The sequence below is a fragment of the Serratia sp. GW822-FHT06D09 genome (assembly GCF_058799515.1).
In genome coordinates this window covers 1-20,652 of the sequence record NZ_JBXALO010000016.1, presented here as the reverse complement: position 1 = coordinate 20,652, position 20,652 = coordinate 1, and the positions used below count along the sequence as shown (strand labels likewise).

Annotated in this window: 21 protein-coding genes; 14 read left to right on the top strand and 7 right to left on the bottom strand. The window is 57.1% G+C overall.

The window, feature by feature from the left end:
* Positions 1-48: 48 nt before the first annotated feature.
* Positions 49-318: a hypothetical protein gene (locus AC1RKG_RS23725; RefSeq protein WP_020837302.1), complete on the bottom strand. Its 270-nt coding sequence runs from the start codon at positions 316-318 to the stop codon at positions 49-51.
* Between the two features lie 225 nt (positions 319-543).
* Between AC1RKG_RS23725 and AC1RKG_RS23720 the strand changes: the two genes are divergently transcribed.
* The 3 genes from AC1RKG_RS23720 to argD all read left to right on the top strand — a co-directional run bounded on the left by AC1RKG_RS23720 (position 544) and on the right by argD (position 4,105).
* A complete protein-coding gene (locus AC1RKG_RS23720) occupies positions 544-2,070 on the top strand; it encodes a helicase HerA-like domain-containing protein (protein WP_493183787.1) in 1,527 nt (508 codons plus the stop codon).
* A 110-nt stretch (positions 2,071-2,180) separates the two neighbouring features.
* Positions 2,181-2,756, top strand: a complete 576-nt coding sequence (locus AC1RKG_RS23715) for an aminodeoxychorismate synthase component II (protein WP_187962006.1) — start codon at positions 2,181-2,183, stop codon at positions 2,754-2,756.
* Between the two features lie 131 nt (positions 2,757-2,887).
* On the top strand, positions 2,888-4,105 hold the full coding sequence (gene argD, locus AC1RKG_RS23710; protein ID WP_187962005.1) for a bifunctional acetylornithine/succinyldiaminopimelate transaminase: 1,218 nt from the start codon (positions 2,888-2,890) through the stop codon (positions 4,103-4,105).
* A gap of 24 nt (positions 4,106-4,129) precedes the next feature.
* Here argD and AC1RKG_RS23705 read toward each other — a convergent pair whose 3' ends face one another.
* On the bottom strand, positions 4,130-6,205 hold the full coding sequence (locus AC1RKG_RS23705) for a YccS/YhfK family putative transporter (protein ID WP_041415732.1): 2,076 nt from the start codon (positions 6,203-6,205) through the stop codon (positions 4,130-4,132).
* A 54-nt stretch (positions 6,206-6,259) separates the two neighbouring features.
* Complete coding sequence (crp, locus tag AC1RKG_RS23700) at positions 6,260-6,892, bottom strand: cAMP-activated global transcriptional regulator CRP (RefSeq protein ID WP_004718520.1); 633 nt, start codon at positions 6,890-6,892, stop codon at positions 6,260-6,262.
* A gap of 379 nt (positions 6,893-7,271) precedes the next feature.
* On the opposite strand from crp, the gene AC1RKG_RS23695 reads away from it, so the two are divergent.
* On the top strand, positions 7,272-7,679 hold the full coding sequence (locus tag AC1RKG_RS23695) for an OsmC family protein (RefSeq protein ID WP_020837287.1): 408 nt from the start codon (positions 7,272-7,274) through the stop codon (positions 7,677-7,679).
* Between the two features lie 36 nt (positions 7,680-7,715).
* Here the strand turns inward: AC1RKG_RS23695 and AC1RKG_RS23690 are convergent, their stop codons facing one another.
* The 3 genes from AC1RKG_RS23690 to AC1RKG_RS23680 all read right to left on the bottom strand — a co-directional run bounded on the left by AC1RKG_RS23690 (position 7,716) and on the right by AC1RKG_RS23680 (position 9,947).
* Entirely contained in the window at positions 7,716-8,585 is an 870-nt protein-coding gene (locus AC1RKG_RS23690; RefSeq protein ID WP_020837286.1) for a phosphoribulokinase, read from the bottom strand.
* A gap of 151 nt (positions 8,586-8,736) precedes the next feature.
* Positions 8,737-8,970, bottom strand: coding sequence for a YheU family protein (locus AC1RKG_RS23685; RefSeq protein ID WP_020837285.1), 234 nt, complete (start codon positions 8,968-8,970; stop codon positions 8,737-8,739).
* Entirely contained in the window at positions 8,967-9,947 is a 981-nt protein-coding gene (locus tag AC1RKG_RS23680; protein WP_130016880.1) for a hydrolase, read from the bottom strand. The genes AC1RKG_RS23685 and AC1RKG_RS23680 overlap by 4 nt, the downstream gene beginning before the upstream one ends.
* Before the next feature lie 119 nt (positions 9,948-10,066).
* Between AC1RKG_RS23680 and AC1RKG_RS23675 the strand changes: the two genes are divergently transcribed.
* From AC1RKG_RS23675 to tauD, 6 genes are all read left to right on the top strand, one after another.
* Positions 10,067-10,669 (top strand): LysE family translocator, encoded by a 603-nt coding sequence (locus AC1RKG_RS23675; RefSeq protein WP_020837282.1) that lies wholly within the window; start codon positions 10,067-10,069, stop codon positions 10,667-10,669.
* A gap of 10 nt (positions 10,670-10,679) precedes the next feature.
* The gene (locus tag AC1RKG_RS23670; RefSeq protein WP_413510873.1) at positions 10,680-11,462 is read left to right on the top strand and encodes a PhzF family phenazine biosynthesis protein; all 783 of its coding nucleotides are present in this window, start codon (positions 10,680-10,682) and stop codon (positions 11,460-11,462) included.
* Positions 11,463-11,688: 226 nt separating this feature from the next.
* The gene (gene tauA / locus AC1RKG_RS23665) at positions 11,689-12,684 is read left to right on the top strand and encodes a taurine ABC transporter substrate-binding protein (protein WP_400827719.1); all 996 of its coding nucleotides are present in this window, start codon (positions 11,689-11,691) and stop codon (positions 12,682-12,684) included.
* A gap of 9 nt (positions 12,685-12,693) precedes the next feature.
* Positions 12,694-13,461, top strand: coding sequence for a taurine ABC transporter ATP-binding subunit (gene tauB / locus AC1RKG_RS23660; protein WP_020837273.1), 768 nt, complete (start codon positions 12,694-12,696; stop codon positions 13,459-13,461).
* On the top strand, positions 13,458-14,294 hold the full coding sequence (tauC, locus tag AC1RKG_RS23655) for a taurine ABC transporter permease TauC (protein WP_020837272.1): 837 nt from the start codon (positions 13,458-13,460) through the stop codon (positions 14,292-14,294). Before tauB ends, tauC begins: the two co-directional genes overlap by 4 nt.
* Positions 14,291-15,139, top strand: a complete 849-nt coding sequence (tauD, locus tag AC1RKG_RS23650) for a taurine dioxygenase (RefSeq protein ID WP_020837270.1) — start codon at positions 14,291-14,293, stop codon at positions 15,137-15,139. The genes tauC and tauD overlap by 4 nt, the downstream gene beginning before the upstream one ends.
* Before the next feature lie 31 nt (positions 15,140-15,170).
* Here tauD and AC1RKG_RS23645 read toward each other — a convergent pair whose 3' ends face one another.
* A complete protein-coding gene (locus AC1RKG_RS23645) occupies positions 15,171-17,084 on the bottom strand; it encodes an ABC transporter ATP-binding protein (protein ID WP_493183786.1) in 1,914 nt (637 codons plus the stop codon).
* 133 nt (positions 17,085-17,217) lie between these two features.
* Here AC1RKG_RS23645 and kefG point away from each other — a divergent pair, with 133 nt between their 5' ends.
* From kefG to slyD, 4 genes are all read left to right on the top strand, one after another.
* Positions 17,218-17,769 carry a glutathione-regulated potassium-efflux system ancillary protein KefG gene (gene kefG, locus AC1RKG_RS23640; RefSeq protein WP_041415731.1) on the top strand — a complete coding sequence of 184 codons (552 nt, stop codon included), beginning with the start codon at positions 17,218-17,220 and terminating at the stop codon, positions 17,767-17,769.
* 2 nt (positions 17,770-17,771) lie between these two features.
* On the top strand, positions 17,772-19,580 hold the full coding sequence (gene kefB / locus AC1RKG_RS23635; protein ID WP_493183785.1) for a glutathione-regulated potassium-efflux system protein KefB: 1,809 nt from the start codon (positions 17,772-17,774) through the stop codon (positions 19,578-19,580).
* 14 nt (positions 19,581-19,594) lie between these two features.
* A complete protein-coding gene (locus tag AC1RKG_RS23630; RefSeq protein WP_004951224.1) occupies positions 19,595-19,798 on the top strand; it encodes a YheV family putative zinc ribbon protein in 204 nt (67 codons plus the stop codon).
* A gap of 121 nt (positions 19,799-19,919) precedes the next feature.
* Positions 19,920-20,516, top strand: coding sequence for a peptidylprolyl isomerase (gene slyD / locus AC1RKG_RS23625; RefSeq protein ID WP_020837261.1), 597 nt, complete (start codon positions 19,920-19,922; stop codon positions 20,514-20,516).
* The last annotated feature ends 136 nt before the right edge of the window (positions 20,517-20,652 follow it).

The following is a 20,652-nucleotide window of genomic DNA, read 5'->3' as shown; positions in this document are numbered from 1 at the left end:
CAATTGCGGGATCCGTCCACTTTAGCTTCACGATATTTCCTTATCGTTTTACCGCATTGATTTTGCCCTGCGCTCGGCGAAATAAGCCTCAACGTCCTCATTATCAACCACTCTTCCTTCCTGGAGCGCTTTTCGGCTTAAATCGACCTTCTCCTGCAACCACTGTTCATACTCTTTTTGCTGCGATTGTCGACTGACAAAATCTCGCATGAAATCGCGTAAAAGCTGAGATGCCGTTCGATCCGCTGCTTTGGCCGCACTGGCAAAAGCTATTTTTAACTCGTCATCCACGCGGATAACCACGGTAGATTCAGACATGGTAAATACCTTGTATATACAGCGTACTGCTTACTATATCACCGGTGTTTTATTGTTCAAGTGGGTTATGGCATGGCTGCAATGGGCTAAGCGGAATCCTAAATTTACCTGTCCAGTTGGCGGGTTAAGGGGCCGATTTTTGTTTGTCCTTGACGGGGTTAAGTCCCCCTTATAGCTTTATTGACATCAACAGGCGCTTTTTGCGTCGCGTCCAAGGAAAAGAAAATGAGTGAAGCACGGATTATCGCCAAAGCGATGAAAGACGGGAAACCGGTACAGGATCTGGTTATCCTGCCGGCATTGGCGAACCGCCATGGTCTGATCACCGGAGCGACCGGGACAGGTAAAACCGTGACGTTGCAAAAAATGGCCGAGCAGTTTTCGCGCATTGGTGTGCCGGTCTTTTTGTCTGACGTAAAGGGAGACCTGTCGGGTATTGGTACCGAAGCCGTGTCTTCCGAGAAGCTGCAGGCGCGTTTGGCGGCAATTGGCGTCACTGACTGGCAGCCGCAGGCCTGCACAATTATTCCGTGGGACATTTATGGCGAGAAGGGCCACCCGATCCGCGCCACCGTGTCCGATCTGGGGCCGTTACTGCTGGCCCGCTTGCTGGATTTGAACGAAGTTCAAAGCGGCGTGCTGCAACTGGTGTTCAAAATAGCCGACGACAATGCGCTGCTGCTGTTGGATATGAAAGATCTGCGCGCCATGGTGCAGTACGTTGGGGACAACGCCAAACAGTTCCAAACCCAATATGGCAATATCTCTTCGGCTTCGGTCGGCGCTATCCAGCGCGGATTGCTGACGCTGGAAGAGCAGGGGGCAAACCAGTTCTTCGGCGAGCCGATGCTGGACATCAATGACCTGATGAAAACCGACGCCAACGGCTACGGCATCATCAACCTGCTGGCAGCGGACAAGCTGATTAATCAGCCGAAACTCTATTCGGTGTTCCTGCTGTGGCTGCTGGCCGAGCTGTTCGAACACCTGCCGGAAGTGGGCGATCCGGAGCAGCCGAAGCTGGTGTTCTTCTTCGACGAAGCTCACCTGCTGTTCAACGACGCACCGGCGGCGCTGCTGACGAAAATCGAACAGGTGGTACGCCTGATCCGTTCCAAAGGTGTCGGTATCTACTTTGTTACCCAAAACCCGCTCGACATTCCGGACAGCGTGCTCGGTCAGTTAGGCAACCGCGTGCAGCACGCGCTGCGCGCCTTTACCCCTCGCGATCAGAAAGCGGTGAAAGCCGCGGCGCAAACCATGCACGCCAATCCGGCCTTCGATGCGGAAACGGCGATCACCGAGCTGGGCGTCGGCGAGGCGCTGGTTTCTTTCCTCGACGAAAAAGGGCGGCCAAACGTGGTGGAACGGGCGATGGTGATCGCGCCGGAATCCAAGATGGGCATGCTGGGGGCGGAAGGGCTGAACAGTGCGATCAATAAATCGCCGCTGTACGGTCGTTATGAGGATATGGTGGACCGCGAGTCCGCCTACGAGAAGCTGTCTGCCGAAGGTTTCGCCACCGTCGGTGCACCGCAAGCGGGCCAACCGGCGCAGCAACCCCAGGCGCAGCAGCAGGCGGGTGGCGGCCTGATGGGCGGCCTGAACGAAATTCTGTTCGGCTCTACCGGCCCACGCGGCGGCAAGCGCGACGGCATAGTTCAAACCGCCGCCAAGAGCATGGCACGCGATCTCGGTCGACAGATCCTGCGCGGCGTGCTGGGCTCGATCATGGGCGGTCGCAAGAAGTAAGCTGAAATTATCGGTAGCGGCAGTATCGTGAGGGCGTTGTATACTGCGCCCGTGTAAATCGGGGCGGCATATTCGCCCCTGCGATTGCGATGATGTCTGTTGGAAACACTATGCTGCTGTTGATCGATAACTACGACTCTTTTACCTATAACCTTTACCAGTACTTCTGCGAATTGGGCACCGAGGTGCTGGTGAAGCGTAACGACGAGCTGCAACTGGCCGATATCGAAAGGCTGGCGCCGCAGCGTCTGGTGATCTCTCCTGGGCCCTGTACCCCGAATGAAGCCGGCATCTCATTAGCTGCCATCCAACATTTTGCCGGCAAGCTGCCGATCCTCGGCGTTTGTCTGGGGCACCAGGCGCTGGGGCAGGCATTCGGTGCTAAGGTGGTGCGCGCCCGCGAGGTGATGCACGGCAAGACCTCGGCGATCCGCCATCTCGACAGCGGTGTTTTTCGCGGGTTGAACAACCCGCTGACCGTTACCCGTTACCATTCGTTGGTGCTTGAAGCTGCTACTTTGCCGGATTGTTTTGAAGTTACCGCCTGGAGTGAGCGCGACGGCGTACGCGATGAGATCATGGGCATCCGCCACCGGCAGTTGGCGCTGGAAGGGGTACAGTTCCACCCAGAAAGCATCCTCAGCGAACAGGGGCATCAGCTGTTGGATAATTTCCTTAAAAGTTAATTGCTTAGATTTTTTTTAGTCGCCAAGGTGATTTGCGTTTGCCCTTTAATGGTTTTTTATGCATATTTTGTGATTATATTTTCATTCAATTGCCATTAAAAAACTGAGTTACTTTCAGGGTGGACCCCATAATGACCGAAAAATCTGCAGTAACCCGCAGCACCTTTGATCAGGTTATCCTGCCTGTTTATGCACCTGCTCAGTTTGTCCCGGTCAGGGGCAAAGGCAGCCGCGTATGGGACCAGCAAGGGAAAGAGTACATCGATTTCTCCGGCGGCATTGCGGTGACGGCGTTGGGGCACTGCCACCCGGCGTTGGTTGAGGCGCTGAAACAGCAGGGCGAAACCCTGTGGCATACCAGCAACGTGTTCACCAACGAACCGGCGCTGCGCCTGGCGACCAAGCTAATTAACGCCACCTTTGCCGATCGGGTGTTTTTCGCCAATTCCGGCGCAGAGGCTAACGAAGCTGCCTTCAAACTGGCGCGTCATTATGCGATTACCCGCCACAGTCCGTACAAAACCAAAATCATCGCGTTCTATAACGCGTTTCACGGCCGCACGCTGTTTACCGTCTCCGTCGGCGGACAGGCCAAATATTCCGACGGCTTTGGGCCGAAACCGGCCGATATCGTACACGTACCGTTCAACGATTTGGCCGCGGTGAAAGCGGTGATGGACGACCATACCTGCGCGGTGGTAATGGAGCCGATCCAGGGTGAAGGGGGGATTACCCCGGTAGACGCCGACTTCCTCAAGGGTGTACGCGAACTGTGCGACCAGCATCAGGCGCTGCTGGTATTCGACGAAGTGCAAAGTGGCATGGGGCGCAGTGGCAAACTGTTCGCCTATATGCACTATGGCGTGACGCCAGACATCCTGACCACCGCCAAGGCGCTTGGCGGTGGTTTCCCGGTTAGCGCGATGCTGACCACCGAAGAGATTGCCTCGGTGATGCAGGTGGGCACCCATGGCACCACCTACGGCGGCAACCCGTTGGCCTGCGCGGTGGCGGAGGCGGCGCTGGACGTGATCAATACGCCGGAAGTGCTCAGTGGCATTGAACTGCGTCATGGACTGTACGTGCAGGCGTTAAAGCAGATTGGCGAGAAATATGGTGTTTTCAGCGACATTCGCGGCATGGGGCTGCTGATCGGTGCCGAATTGACGAAAAATCACCACGGTAAGGCGCGTGATTTCCTGACTGCCGCCGCTGCACGCGGGTTGATGATCCTCAATGCCGGGCCAAACGTGATCCGTTTTGCGCCTTCGCTGGTGGTAGCAACCGAGGATATTGACGAAGGGATGGCGCTGTTTGAGCTGGCCGTGCAGGACGTGATTGGCGCTTAATGCATAAGGGCACCGAGGGTGCCCTTATTGATCGCGCAGTTTGCGCTTCAGCCAGATGCCATGGTGCGGACGCTGGCGCCAGGCCAGTGACGAGATGGTGTGCATGACGCTCAGGTGGGACAAAATCCGCCGCAGATGGCGTTCCATTTCAGTCACCGGCATATCCGGCTGCAAATCCGGTGGCTGCATAATGCCGTTGCCACTGCTCGGCCCGTCGTATTCAAGCCGCTGCTGACAGCTTTGCAGCGCGATTTCACAAGACTGCAGATACTCCTCCGCCAGCTTTGGCGTCAGCATATAGTGCTCGCGCGCCAGAATGGTCATCGCATTCAGGTGTTCGACAATAAACTGGCTGTGCGTAACCCACAGGCGCATATCTGCCAGGTAGCTCGATTCAAAACCCGGCTCCTGCATCGCCTGATTGAGTGAGGTGAACAGCGCGTTGTGCGCCTGATTGACCTGCATGCGGGCATAAGCCAGCGCGCTGGGATCGGGTTCTTGCTCTTCCAGCAACAGGCGCAGCGCCTGTTGATCGTTTTCCAACGCCTGATGGGCGTTCTTGCGTAGCAGACCGCTTTGCCACTGTGGCCACAGCCAGATGGTGCTGCCGAACACCAGTACGCAGCCGATCAGCGTGTCGATCAGGCGCGGCACCAGGAAGTGGGTGCCGTTCAGTGCCAACAGTTGCAGGGTGTAAACCGCCGTCACCGTAAAGCCAATTACCGCCAGCCCGTAATTTTTACGTGAAACCAGATAGGCCAGCAGCGTGATCACCAGCATCACGCCCAGCGTCTCAGCCTCGGGCAGTTGCAGCTGCAGTAATCCGGCGGCAATCACCAACCCAACCAAGGTGCCGAGCGCACGGTGCTGGATGCGTACCCGGGTGGCGTTGTAGCCGTTTTGGCTCACCAGCATGATGGTCAGCAAGATCCAGTAAGGTTTTGGCAGATTGAAAATCATGCCCAGGCTGCTGCCCGCCGCCAGGGTGACTCCCAGCCGAGCCGCATTGCGCAGGGCGTTGGATTTGAACGACAGGTAACTGACCAGCGCGGGCCAGAATGGCAGACGGTTTTGATTGGCCATCAGATCGCGTCGGTAGAGTGGGTGCTGGGTGCGCAGCAGGCGGGCGATGCGGCTGAAGTGGTAATAACAGAATTGGCCGACCGGGTTGTCCGGGTGCTGCGCCGCCACTTTTTCCAGGGCTGCCAACTCATGGTCCATGTTGAAACGCTGAGAATGCTGATGATAGAGGATATCGTGCGCTACCGTGCGCAGCCGATTGGCAATCACCTGTGCATTGCGGCGGATAATGGCTTCGGCCTGGCTCTGCTCTACCAGTTTTTGGACCTCTTCCGGCAGGTGCAGGCTGACGGTGATGTGTTCCTGCAAATCCAGCGCGACCTGAAAGGTGCGTTGCAGGCGCTTTTGTTCGAGATTGCTGGCATGGGGCAGAAAATTAAGCTGCTGATACAGCAAGGTGATCAGATCCATGACCTTTTGCTGGCGCACCAGCAGCGGTGGTAAGGCGGTCTGCGGATCGGTGTGCTGGGTCAACAGCGAATATTTGGCTTCGAAGTAGTCCGCCAGCTCCAGATAGAGCTGATTGAGCGACTCGCGCATCGGTTGCTCTTTCCACAGCTTGAACCAGAACCAGGTAAACAGGCCGTACCAGGCGGTACCCACGATATATAACACCGGCGCGTGCCAAAGCGGCACCGTACCGGCCATGCTGAGAGAGAATATGGCGGCAACCAGCGCGGCGGGCAGCAGGCGGGCGTGCAGTGGGCTGATTTCGCCGCTGACGCCAAGCAACAGTGCCAGGCCGAGCATCAATGCGGGTAGCGGCACTTGCCACAGCAGTGCCTGTTGCAGCAGCAGGCTGCTAAGCGCAAAGAGCGAACCCCCGACGATCAGGCGTTTAAAGAAGCGTTTGTGGGGCGTGTCCAGCCCGGCGATGTTACAGCAGGCGGGAACCAGGGAAAATAGCAGGCCGTATTGCAGTTGGCCGATCAACAGCCCGAGCAGAACCGGCAGGCACAGCACCAGCGTTTGTCGCAGTGCATAGTTGACTTCCGGATGATAAATCAGTCGGCGCCACATGATAAATCGGGGCATAAAAAAACGGCGCGAATTATCGCGCCGTTTTTTCAGTGATTAACGGGTGCCGTAAACGACAATAGTTTTGCCGTGAGCGGAGATCAGGTTTTGATCTTCCAGCATTTTCAGAATACGACCCACGGTTTCACGAGAGCAACCGACGATCTGGCCAATTTCCTGACGGGTGATTTTAATCTGCATGCCATCCGGATGGGTCATGGCATCAGGCTGTTTCGCCAGGTTCAGCAGGGTTTGCGCGATGCGGCCCGTAACGTCCAGGAAGGCGAGGTTACCCACTTTCTCAGAGGTTATCTGCAGGCGGTTTGCCATCTGGGCAGACAGGCGCATCAGGATGTCCGGGTTTACCTGGATCAGCTGGCGGAATTTCTTGTAGGAAATTTCAGCCACTTCACAGGCGGTCTTCGCCCTAACCCAGGCGCTACGCTCCTGACCTTCTTCAAACAATCCAAGCTCGCCGATGAAATCCCCCTGGTTAAGGTAGGACAGGATCATCTCTTTACCTTCTTCATCCTTAATCAGCACCGCGACGGAGCCTTTGACGATGTAGTAAAGCGTTTCGGCTTTTTCACCTTGGTGAATCAGCGTACTTTTGGATGGATATTTGTGGATATGGCAATGAGACAGGAACCATTCGAGAGTAGGGTCTGTTTGCGGTTTGCCGAGAACCATTCGCTGTTATCCTCTGTTGTTATCGCTGCCTTGTGTCACAGGGGTCAGAGTTCCCTGTAAAACGTGCTGTCGCCGTTGTTTTAATGGTGGCTATCAGCAGGTTTTGAGGCGTGTCATAAATATACGCTGTCGCTCTAGCATATTAACTTGCCGGGAGAGCTGCAAGCTACATTCTGTTAACATACCGGTAAAGGAGCCTTTCCCTGGGAGTTTCCCTGAAATCAGTGTCCCGGAAAGATTTATTGCGGCTCTGTTTGTAGCACAGAGTGAGGCGGGTGTCTCGTGTTGTCTCGCTTCAGCATGATTAGCATCAGGTTCCGTTGCCAGTTTCTATGCGAAAGCGTACTCTGATTTTAAGAAATTAACCGGAGTGACCAGCATGCAGGCAAGAGTTAAGTGGGTGGAAGGGTTGACGTTTCTGGGTGAATCCGCGTCTGGCCATCAGGTATTGATGGACGGCAACGCCGGCGATAAAGCACCCAGTCCGATGGAAATGGTGCTGATGTCAGTAGGGGGCTGCAGTGCTATCGACGTGGTGTCGATCCTGCAAAAAGGACGCAACGACGTGCGTGATTGCGAGGTGAAACTGACCTCTGAACGCCGCGAAGAAGCGCCACGGTTGTTTACCCACATCAACCTGCATTTTATCGTGACCGGCAAAGATTTGAGCGACAAGATCGTGGAACGTGCGGTCAACCTGTCAGCCGAGAAGTACTGTTCGGTTTCACTGATGCTGAGCAAAGCCGCCAGCGTGACCCACAGTTTTGAAATCCGCGACCTGGCGTAACGGATAAAGGGGCGCGGTTGTACCGCGCCCCGTAGATTACTCGATTTTTTTTCCTTCCAGCAGTCGCTGCACCAGCGGCGCCATGATCAGTTCCATCGCCAGCCCCATTTTGCCACCCGGCACCACCAGCGTATTGATATGCGAGATAAAAGATCCCTGCAGCATTGCCAGCAGATAAGGGAAGTCGATCTGGTCCAGCCCGCGGAAGTGGATCACCACAAAGCTCTCGTCCAGCGAAGGGATAGCCTTGGCGGCGAACGGGTTGGAGGTGTCTACCGTCGGCACCCGTTGGAAGTTGATATGGGTACGTGAAAACTGCGGCGTGATGTAGTTGATGTAGTCTTCCATTGAACGAACCACCGAATCCATTACCGCTTCGCGGGAGTGGCCGCGTTCACCGGTATCGCGGATCAACTTCTGGATCCATTCCAGGTTCACGATGGGTACTACGCCGACCAGCAGATCGACGTGTTTGGCCACGTCGATGTGTTCGGTCACGACGCCACCGTGGAGCCCTTCGTAGAACAACACATCGGTCGGTGCCGGCAAGGCTTCCCATGGGGTGAAAGTGCCGGGAACCTGATTATAGGGTACCGCTTCATCGTAGGTATGAAGATACTTGCGTGAGCGACCGGTGCCGTTTTTGCCGTAGTCGAGAAAGCTTTGTTGCAGCAGGCCGAAGTCATTGGCTTCGGGGCCGAAATAGCTGATATGGCGGCCGAGATCGCGCGCTTTGCGGATCGCCGCGTCCATTTCCGGCCGGGTGTAGCGGTGGAAACTGTCGCCTTCCAGCTCGGCGGCGCGGATGTTCAACTGCTGAAAGATTTTACGGAACGCCACGCTGGTGGTGGTGGTGCCGGCCCCGCTGGAGCCGGTCACTGCGATAACGGGATGTTTGGCGGACATGGTGGTAGGTCACTCCGTGTTAAATGCGCAGGCGTCAGATATGATTATTGGTCTGTTTGACGCCCTTTCGCCAAGGGCAAAATTCCGCGCGTTGGTTTGCAATAATCCATTGTTACCTGATTTTTTCCGTCAGTCATAGAACCGATCGCCACTAAATTTCTTCCTGCCCGGCGCGGAACTGGCCGCGCGGCATAATGTTGACGGTCTCATGCAGTTCTGACCAAACCAGCAGCACCTCGCCGTTTTTCAACTGGCGGCGCACGTCTTCCACTTTCTGTTCCAGCGAGCGTTCGTGCTCGCCGTAGTCGGTGCCTTCGCGTAACACAAAGGACTCGATCAGGCTGTTTAGGGTCTCAGTTTCCAGTTCTTTCCAGGGGATAATCACGTGGTTGTGTCCAGATAAGGGGAAAGCCAGGATGGAATACGGTATTCCAGCCACATTTGGGGGTGTTTCAAGGTGCCGCCGACAAAACCGACGTGGCCGCCAAACTCGGTCAACTGATACTCAATGTTGTGCGGCAGCGAGGTGACCTCGGGGATCACTTCGTCGGTCATAAAGGGATCGTCTTTGGCATGGATGATCAATAACGGCGTCTGGATCGCCGGCAACAGCGGCAGGGCGCTGCAACGGCGATAATAATCACTGGCGTCGCTGAAGCCGTGAATGCGCGAGGTAATGGCGTCATCAAAGTCGCGGATCCGGCGCAACGCTTTGAGCTGCGGCAGCTTGAGTGGCAACGTGTCAGGGTAGTGCAGCAGCTTGCGGGTGGCATTTTGTTTGAGTTGCCCAAGCAGATAGCGCTGATAAACGCGCGAAAAGCCTTGTTCCATACGCCACGAACAGGGCTCCAGCATCAGCGGTGCCGAAACCACGACAGCCGCCTGCAGCAGACTGTCCGCCCCCTGCTGTGCCAGGTAGCAGGCCAGCATGTTGCCGCCGAGCGAGACCCCGACCGCGGCGGTGGGGGCTTCACCGTAGGTTGCGCGCAGCCACTGCAGAAAGAAACGCGCATCTTCCGTTTCTCCGGAGTGATAGATGCGCTGCTTGCGGTTCGGCACGCCGCTGCAGCCGCGAAAATGCATCACCACGCCAAGCCAGCCTTTTTCACGCCAGGCGTTGAGTTGACCGTGAGCGTAGGGGCTGTAGAAATTGCCTTCCAGTCCGTGGAACAGCACCACGCGCGGCTTGCCGGCAGCCTGAGCCGGATCTTCGCTCCAGGCGAGATCGACAAAGTCGCCGTCGGGCAATTCCAGCCGTTGCCAATGTGGTTTTAGCTGCACGCGGCGGCGCACCAGCCTTGGCAGCAGCGTCTGCAGATGCGGATTACTGGCCCCGGTCAAAGGGCGAAAGGATTCATGCATAACCTGAGTAAAAATCTTATTGGCGGCTATTGTGGGATTAATAGTGCGCTGTTAGCTTCACTATCCTGAACTGACAATAATACTGCAAAAAATCACCCTGGGTGAGGAGCACCCACCTCATGGAACCGAGTTTATTTCTTTCGATGTTAGGCTTCCTGTGGGTCGCCGCAATCACGCCAGGCCCTAATAATATGTTGCTGACCACCTCCGGCGCCAATTTTGGTTTTATGCGCTCGCTGCTGTTGATGATAGGCATCATGCTGGGGATGCAAAGTATATTGCTGCTGGTGGCGTTCGGGGTCGGCAGCCTGATCCTGGTTTATCCTGCGCTGCACCTGGTGCTGAAAATCCTCGGCAGCCTGTACCTGTTGTGGCTGGCGTGGAAAGTGGCCACTGCCGCCTATGAAAAGCTGGAGACCGACGTGGCGCCGCCCAAACCGATACGCTTGTATCAGGGCTGGCTGTTGCAGTTCCTTAATCCCAAGGCCTGGCTGATGGCGCTGGGGGCGGTGGCCAGTTTTAGCCTGGCAGGCGACAGGTACAACACGTCGATTGTGGCGATCTCGCTGGGCATTTTGGTGGTGAATATCGTTGCCGGGGTGATTTGGCTCGGCTTCGGCACGGTGATTGGCCGCTTGTTACGCAGCAAAAAGGCCTGGATCATCTTTAATCTGTCTATGGGGCTGCTGACGGCGGCCTGTGTGTTACTCATCTGGCATTAAGGAGTTGCGGATGGCAGAAAATTACTTCCACGTAGTGGCCTTCACCGGCGAAGGGCTTCGCGGCAATCCGGCCGGCGTATGCCTGCTGAAACAGGCGTTGTCGACCGCCGAGATGCAAGCGATCGCCAATGAGCTGAGCCTGCCTGAAACCAGCTTCGTCTGGGACGATGGCGATATGTCGGCCATTCGCTGGTTTACTCCCCATCGTGAGGTGGATCTGTGCGGCCACGGCACGCTGGCGGCGGCGCACGTGATGTTCAGCGCGGTCAATCCGGCGTTGCAGGATATCCGTTTCCGTTCGGCAAGCGGTGATTTGTACGTTAAGCGCGACGCCGAAGATGGCGAACGCTTGATCCTGGATTTTCCGTCCCGACCGCCGCAAAAAATCGCGACGCCTGCCGGGCTGAGTGCGCTGTTGGGTGTTGAACCGCAGGAAGTGTGGCAAGCCAATGCGCTGCTGGTGGTGCTGGAAAACGAAACGCAGGTGCGAGCGTTGCAGCCGGATATCCCGGCGTTGATTGCTTTGGCCGGGCGCGCGGTGATCGCCAGCGCACCGGGCGAAACGGTGGATTTCGTTTCGCGCTATTTCACGCTGGACGGCGGTGAGGATCCGGTTACCGGCTCTGCACACTGCACGTTGATGCCTTACTGGAGCGCCCGTCTCGGCCGCCATCAATTACACGCGCGGCAGATTTCGGCGCGCGGCGGTGAGCTGTTCTGCGAACTGAAAGGCGACCGTACCCTGATAGGCGGCTATGCGCAGATTTTTTTGCGTGGCGAACTGAGCCTGTAAGCAGATGGGGTTCGTTTCAACCAGCCACCGCCCGTGACTTTTTATCTTAATGTGAGAACACTGACGCGGGCCCCTAAAAGATTCCCTGGAGGGATTCCGCCACATCGGGATGATTTGATTAAATATTCCCATAAGTAATAACGCAGAGTTTTTTATTCTTTTATAGCTCGCCAACGCTCGGATAAAACTGTCAGCAACTGAACAGACTTTTATCAACGGAGCGATCATGGCGAGCAAACTCTTTGCATTACGCAGCGCGGCGCTGCTGGCGTTGTCACTCGGCACAGCCAGCGCCTATGCGGTGGACGTGACCGTGGCCTACCAGACATCGGCGGAACCCGCCAAGGTGGCGCAGGCGGAAAACAGCTTCGCCAAACAGTCCGGCGCTACCGTTGACTGGCGCAAATTCGACAGTGGCTCCAGCGTGCTGCGCGCATTGGCTTCCGGGGATGTCCAGATTGGCAACATCGGTTCCAGCCCATTGGCGGTGGCCGCCAGCCAAAAACTGCCTATCGAAGTGTTTTTGATCGCCTCCCAGCTCGGCAGTTCCGAAGCGCTGGTGGTGAAAAAAGAGATTAAAAGCCCGCAGGATCTGATCGGTAAGCGCATCGCCGTACCCTTTATCTCAACCACGCACTACAGCCTGTTGGCTTCTCTGAAGCACTGGGGTATCAAGCCAGAGCAGGTCAAAATCCTCAATCTGCAACCGCCGGCCATCGCCGCGGCCTGGCAGCGCGGTGATATCGATGGCGCCTATGTTTGGGCTCCGGTGGTCAATGAGTTGGCCAAACAGGGCAAGGTGCTGACGGATTCCGCCCAGGTCGGACAATGGGGCGCCCCGACGCTCGACGTTTGGGTAGTGCGCAAGGACTTTGCCGAGAAGCATCCTGAAGTGGTGACGGCCTTTGCCGCCAGCGCACTGAACGCCCAAAAAGCCTATTTGGCGCAGCCGGAACAGTGGCTGAAGGACAAGGGCAACCTCAGCACGCTGTCCCGGTTGAGCGGCGTGCCGGAAGAGCAGATACCGGTGCTGGTGCAGGGCAATACTTACCTGCCGGTCGCCGAACAGATCACCCAGCTTGGTCAGCCGGTGGACAAAGCCATTCATGACACCGCCGAGTTCCTCAAACAGCAGGGCAAAATTCCCCAGGTCGACAGCGATTACAGTGCCTATGTCACCGATCGCTTTGTGAAACAGGTGCAGGCTGCGCCGCAGTCGTAAGGGAGCAGAATGCTAAACGTTAACCATCTTTCAGCAGAGTACCAGGGGCGTCCTGCGCTGCGCGACGTCTCGTTCCAGATTGACGCTGGACAACTGGTGGTGGTGCTTGGCCCTTCGGGCTGTGGCAAAACCACGCTGCTGAATTTGATCGCCGGGTTTATCGAGCCTTCAGCTGGCAGCATCACGCTTGACGAAGTTCCCGTAAAAGGCCCCGGAGCCGAGCGGGGCGTGGTGTTCCAGCATGAAGGTTTACTGCCGTGGCGTAACGTGGTGGATAACGTCGAATTTGGCTTGCAGCTGGCTGGAGTCGGCAAGCCGCAGCGTCGTGAAGTGGCGCTGCAGATGTTACAGCGCGTCGGTTTGGCCGGTTATGATCAGCACTTCATCTGGCAGCTTTCCGGTGGCATGCGCCAGCGCGTGGGCATAGCTCGCGCACTGGCGGCCAATCCGCGTTTGCTGTTGCTGGATGAGCCGTTCGGTGCATTGGATGCTTTCACCCGTGAACAAATGCAGGAACTGCTGCTGACCATCTGGCGGGATACCGGCAAGCAGGTGTTGTTGATTACCCACGATATTGAAGAGGCGGTGTTCCTTGCCAGTGAGCTGCTGCTGCTGTCGCCGGGACCGGGGCAGGTGGTGGAGCGTCTGGCGCTGAATTTCGGCCAACGCTATGCCGACGGTGAGCCTTGCCGTTCGATCAAGTCTGATCCTGAATTTATCGCCCAGCGCGAATACGTGCTGGGTAAAGTCTTCCAACAGCGTGAGGCCTTGTTATGAGCCTGCATTCTGCCCTTAAAGAGGTTGCCCAGCCGAAGGCTGCGGCACCGCGACGCTTTAGCGTGCCACGCAACGTCTGGTTGAGCAGCACCACCCTGTTGGTGGTGCTGGCTATTTGGTGGGGCGTGACCGCGTTGAACCTGATCAGCCCGTTGTTCTTGCCGGCGCCGCAGCAGGTGCTGCATCAGTTGATCACCATAGCCAGCCCGCAGGGTTTTATGGATGCCACGCTATGGCAGCATCTGGCCGCCAGCCTGGGGCGCATCCTGGTTGCGTTGCTGGCCGCGGTGATTATCGGGGTGCCGGTGGGTATTGCCATGGGGCTGAACGATACGGTACGCGGCATTCTCGATCCGCTGATTGAAATTTATCGCCCGGTGCCGCCGCTGGCCTATTTACCGCTGATGGTGATTTGGTTCGGCATCGGTGAAACTTCGAAAATCCTGCTGATTTATCTGGCGATTTTCGCCCCGGTGACGCTGTCTGCCGTGGCGGGAGTGCGTAGCGTGGCTCAGGTTCGGGTGCGCGCGGCGCGCGCGCTGGGCGCCAACCGCTGGCAGGTGCTGCGTTTTGTGGTGCTGCCGAGCGCCTTGCCGGAGATTTTAACCGGTATCCGTATTGGGCTGGGGGTCGGCTGGTCGACGCTGGTCGCAGCAGAACTGATAGCCGCCACGCGCGGTCTGGGATTTATGGTGCAATCCGCCGGAGAGTTTTTGGCCACCGATGTGGTGCTGGCCGGTATCGGTGTGATTGCGATTATTGCATTTGGGCTGGAACTGGGGCTGCGTGCCTTGCAGCGCCGATTGACCCCGTGGCATGGAGTACAGCAATGAACGAACGTTTGAGTATCACCCCGTTGGGGCCTTATATCGGTGCGCTGGTGGAGAATGTTGATTTGGCGCGCCCGCTGGGCGACGGTCAATTCGAGCAGCTCTACCACGCGTTGCTCAAACATCAGGTGCTGTTCTTGCGCAATCAGCCGATCACGCCGTTGCAACAGCGTAATTTGGCCGGCCGCTTTGGCGATCTGCACATCCATCCGGTTTACCCGCAAGCCGCCGATGTGAAAGAGATTATCGTGCTGGATACCCATGACAATAATCCGCCGGACAACGATAACTGGCATACCGACGTGACCTTTATCGAAAACCCACCGCTGGGGGCGATTTTGGCCGCGAAAACACTGCCAACCACCGGCGGTGATACGCTGTGGGCCAGCGGTATCGCAGCTTATGAAGCCTTGTCTGCCCCTTTTAAGCAGTTGTTGGCGGGCCTGCAGGCGGAGCATGACTTCACCAAATCATTCCCGGAATACAAGCACCGCGGCAGCGAAGAGGAACATCAGCGCTGGCAGTTGGCGGTACAGAAAAACCCACCGCTGTTGCACCCGGTGGTACGTACCCACCCGGTCAGCGGCCGGCAGGCGCTGTTCGTCAACGAAGGTTTCACGACCAGAATTGTTGATTTGGCACCGAAGGAAAGTGACGCGCTGCTGAACTTCCTGTTTGCTCACATTACCAAGCCGGAGTTCCAGGTGCGCTGGCGCTGGCAGGAAAATGACATCGCCATTTGGGATAACCGCGTGACGCAACATTACGCCAACGCGGATTATCTGCCACAGCGGCGCATTATGCACCGTGCGACCATCTTGGGGGATAAACCCTTTTACAAGGGGTGACATGCAGGGGCGGCAGGCCGCCCCGTAGCCCTTAGGATTCGAACTCTTGCGTAAAGCGTTCCAACTGCTCCTGCGCATCCAGCCAGGTCATTTCCGTTTCTTCCAAGGCGGACTTGGCCTGACTTTGTTGCTGTAGGCAGAGAGTCAGATCGGCCTTGCGGCTGATGTCGTACAGCGCGGAGTCCGCCAGCTTCTCTTCTACCGCCGCCAGTTCGGCGCCCAGTTTTTCCATCTGTTGTTCCAGCTTGGCAATTTGCTTGCGCAGTGGCTGAGTCTGGCTGCGGAACTCGGCTTCGCGACGCTTCTGGTCTTTACGTGCCTGCGCACTGTTGCCGTTGTTCTCTTTCTCCGGGGCGTCCTGCTGGTTTTCCTGACGTTGCAGGTCGCTCAGCCATTGCTGATAGTCGTCCAGATCGCCTTCGAACACTTCCACCTGGCCATCATGCACCAGATAGAGATCGTCCGTGGTAGAGCGCAACAGGTGACGGTCGTGCGAGACCACCACCAACGCACCCTCGAAATCGATCAGCGCTTCGGTCAGCGCCTGACGCATGTCCAGATCCAGGTGGTTGGTCGGTTCATCGAGCAGCAGCAGATTAGGGCGCTGCCAGACGATCAGCGCCAGTACCAGCCGCGCTTTCTCGCCGCCAGAGAACCGCTCGGTGGCTTCAGTGACCTTATCGCCCTGGAAACCAAAGCCGCCAAGGTAATCGCGCAGCTGTTGTTCCAGCACACGTGGGGCGATGCGGCTCAGGTGCTGCAGAGGCGATTCATCGGCCCGCAGGAATTCCAACTGATGCTGGGCGAAGTAACCCAGTTTAATGCCCTTTGCCAGGCCAATTTCACCGCTCAACGGTTCAAGCGAACCGGCCAGCATTTTGATCAGGGTCGATTTGCCGGCGCCGTTACGGCCCAGTAAGCCAATGCGTGAGCCGGGCACCAGATTCAGCTTGATCGAGTTCAGGATCACCTTGTCGCCGTAGCCGGCACTGACCTTCTCCATACGCAGCAGCGGGTTTGGCAAGCTTTCCGGCTGGCGGAAGCTGAAGCTGAACGGGTTATCCACGTGGGCCGGGGCGATCAGTTCCATGCGTTCGAGCATCTTGATACGGCTCTGCGCCTGCTTGGCCTTGGTGGCCTGCGCGCGGAAGCGGTCAATATAGCTTTGCAGATGCGCCACTTTCTCTTGCTGGTTCAGGTACAGCGACTGCTGCTGGGCCAGCTTGGTCGAACGCTGACTTTCGAACGAGGAGTAGTTGCCGGTGTATTCGTTGATGGTCTCTTGTTCGATATGCAGAATTTTATCGACGATCGGATCCAGGAAGTCGCGGTCATGCGAAATCAGCACCAGCGTGCCAGGGTAGCCTTTCAACCAGCGCTCCAGCCAGATCACCGCGTCCAAATCCAGGTGGTTGGTCGGTTCGTCGAGCAGCAGCAGATCAGAACGGCACACCAGCGCCTGCGCCAGGTTCAGGCGCATACGCCAGCCGCCCGAGAAGGCTCTGACTGGGTTTAGCAGCTGTTCGTTGGAGAACCCCAGGCCGTGCAGCAGGCTGGCGGCGCGGGAGCGTATGGTCCAGGCGTCGATGGCATCCAGCTTGCCGTGCAGCGTGGCGATGGCGTGGCCGTCGTTTTTGTCGTTTGCCAGCTGCAGGTCGGCTTCAAGCTGGCGGAATTCGCGGTCGCCGTCGATAACATACTCAAGTGCCGGCACGTCGAGCGCCGGCGTTTCCTGGTTTACCCAGGCCAGGGCCCAGTTGCTTGGAAAGGTGTAGCTGCCGCCGTCTGCGGCCATCTCACCCTTCAGCAAGGCCAGCAGCGTAGATTTGCCACAGCCGTTTTTACCCACCAGGCCGACCTTCTGACCTGGATTAACCGTCGCCGTGGCGTTGTCCAGCAGGACGCGGGTGCCGCGTCGGATTTGTAGCGAGGAGAATACAATCATAAAGCGCCGTATGTTCAGAGTATGTTAAATTGAATGGATTCTAAGTTAACAGGACACAGACTGTCCTATTATTAGTCTTTGCGGAGCATGGTAACGGAAAACCGCTACCCTGACGACGCTTTGGAGGGGAATGATGTCGCAGCCGCCCAAGGTCTTGCTGCTGTATGCCCATCCGGAATCCCAGGACTCGGTCGCGAATCGGGTTTTGCTTCGACCGGCACAGCAGTTGGAACATGTCACCGTGCACGATTTATACGCGCACTATCCTGATTTTTTTATCGATATTCACCACGAACAACAACTGCTGCGTGAACATCAGGTCATTGTTTTTCAACATCCTCTCTATACCTACAGTTGTCCGGCCCTGTTGAAAGAGTGGCTGGACCGCGTGCTGTCGCGTGGTTTTGCCAGCGGCATGGGCGGCAATGCGCTGGCGGGAAAGTATTGGCGTTCGGTGATCACCACCGGGGAACCGGAGGGGGCCTATCGTACCGGCGGTTATAACCGCTACCCGATGGAAGATATTCTGCGGCCGTTTGAGTTGACCGCCGCCATGTGTCATATGCACTGGCTGACGCCGATGCTGGTGTATTGGGCGCGCCGTCAAAAGCCGGAAGTGCTGGAAAACCATGCCACGGCGTATGGCGACTGGCTGCGTAACCCGTTGCCGCACGGAGGAAGGTAAACATGGAAGGCTCAACGTTACTGACCGCAATTTTACTGTTTCTGTTCGCCGCCGTGGTCACGGTGCCGATTGCCCGACGCCTGGGGATTGGCGCGGTGCTGGGTTACCTGATTGCCGGTATTGCCATTGGCCCCTGGGGATTGGGTTTCATTCGCGACGTCGACGAGATCCTGCACTTTTCCGAATTGGGCGTGGTATTCCTGATGTTTATCATCGGGCTGGAACTGAACCCGAGCAAGCTGTGGGAACTCAGGCGCTCAATCTTTGGCGTCGGTGCCGGGCAAGTGCTGATCACCGCCGCCGTGCTGGGCGCGCTGCTTTATCTGACGCATTTTGCCTGGCAGGCCGCCGTGATTGGTGGTATCGGGCTGGCGATGTCCTCAACCGCGATGGCGCTGCAACTGATGCGCGAGAAGGGCATGAACCGCAACGAAGGCGGCCAGTTGGGGTTCTCGGTGCTGCTGTTCCAGGATATGGCGGTGATCCCGGCGTTGGCGCTGATCCCGATCCTGGCCGGAGCCGGCGGCAGCAGCGATGATTGGGCACAAATTGCACTCAAGGTGGCAGCATTCGGCGGCATGCTGATCGGCGGACGGTTCTTGCTGCGTCCGCTGTTTCGCTATATCGCCTCTTCCGGAGTTCGCGAAATCTTCACCGCTGCCGCCCTGCTGGTGGTGCTGGGGGCGGCGATGTTTATGGATGCCCTTGGTCTTTCTATGGCGCTAGGGACCTTTATCGCCGGCGTGCTGCTGGCCGAAAGCGAATATCGCCACGAGCTGGAAATCTCCATCGAGCCTTTCAAAGGGCTGCTGCTGGGGCTGTTTTTTATCTCGGTGGGCATGGCGCTGAATATCGGCGTACTCTATACCCATCTGGCCGAAGTGCTGCTGGGCGTGGTGTTATTGGTGGCGATTAAGTCAGGGGTGCTGTACTCGCTGTCGCGCATTTTCGGCCTGCGCAGCTCAGTGCGCTTGCAGTTTGCCGGCGTGCTCAGTCAGGGCGGAGAGTTTGCCTTCGTGCTGTTTTCGGCGGCGGGGGCGCAGAAGGTGTTGCAGTCCGATCAGCTTGCGCTGTTGCTGGTGGTGGTGACCCTGTCGATGATGACTACGCCGCTGCTGATGCAGATTATCGATCGCATCCTGGTGCGCCGTTATAACGCCCGGGATGAAGACGAAGAGACCCCGTATGTGGAAGACGACGATCCGCAGGTGATCATCGTGGGCTTCGGACGTTTTGGTCAGGTGATCGGCCGCCTGCTGATGGCCAACAAGATGCGTATTACCGTCCTGGAGCGCGATGTCAGCGCCGTCGGCGTACTGCGGCGCTATGGTTATAAGGTGTATTACGGTGACGCCACCGAGCTGGAGCTGCTGCGTGCGGCCGGCGCGGCGAAGGCCAAGTCGATTGTGATCACCTGTAATGAGCCGGAAGACACCATGGAAATTGTTCGCCTGTGCCAGCAGCATTTTCCCGAGCTGAGTATTTTGGCGCGGGCGCGCGGCCGTGTGGAAGCGCATGAGTTGTTGCAGGCAGGGGTCAGGCAGTTCAGTCGCGAAACTTTTTCCAGTGCGCTGGAACTGGGGCGCAAAGCACTGATGGAACTGGGCATGCATCCTCATCAGGCCTATCGCGCGCAGCAGCACTTCCGTCGATTGGATATGCGGATGTTGCGTGAGCTGATGCCGCCGCATCACGGTGATGTGGCGCAAATTTCCCGCGTGAAGGAAGCGCGGCGCGAGCTGGAAGAACTTTTCCACCGGGAAATGCAAAAAGAGAGTCGCCAGTTCGACGGCTGGGATGAATACGAATAATTTGGAGCACTGAGATGTCTGCAACACGGAAAAGATTTATCGCCGGGGCGGTCTGCCCAAGCTGTAAGGCTATGGATACGCTGGCCGTTTGGCGTGAAGACCAGGTCGAAGTGGTGGAGTGCGTCAAGTGCGGCCATCATCAGCGGCAGACCGAACAGCAGGTGGAAAAGCACGTCCGGCCGCAGGAGCAGGTGATCGGTATTTTCCATCCGGAATAGCGTTATCGAGCGCGTTTTTTTATGCTGGAGGGTACAGCGGGGCAGATTTCCGATACAATCTGTCCGGTAAAGGCGCGGCCTCATGACGGCTGCGTCCAAGTATCCAACGGTAGGAGATATCATGAAAGTAGCAAAAGACTTGGTGGTCAGCCTGGCTTATCAAGTACGTACAGAAGACGGTGTGTTGGTTGATGAGTCTCCGGTGAGTGCGCCGCTGGACTATCTGCACGGGCATGGTTCTCTGATCGCAGGTCTGGAAAAAGCACTCGAAGGCCACGAAGCGGGCGATCGTTTTGACGTTAACGTTGGCGCTAACGATGCGTACGGCAACTACGACGAAAACCTGGTGCAGCGCGTGCCGAAAGACGTCTTTATGGGCGTTGACGAGTTGGAAGTTGGCATGCGTTTCCTGGCTGACACCGATCAGGGCCCAGTGCCGGTCGAAATCACCGAAGTGGACGGCGATCACGTAGTGGTTGACGGTAACCACATGCTGGCTGGTCAGAACCTGAACTTCAACGTAGAAGTTGTCGCGATCCGCGAAGCTACCGCTGAAGAATTGGCGCACGGCCACGTACACGGCGAGCACGATCATCACCACGAACACGGTGAAGGTTGCTGCGGCGGCCATGGCCACGATCACGACCATGACCACGCGCATGATCACGGTCAGGCCAAGAAAGGCGGTTGTGGTAACGGCGGTTGCGGCTGCCACTAATCGCGGCGCAGTAACGGCAAAAAAAAGGGCGGCCCTCAGGCTGCCCTTTTTTATGGCTTTGACCCGTCCTGAATAGCGTTGACACATTTTACTCACGCACAGAGGAAAATGTGATGAACCAGTATGTTAAACGCAC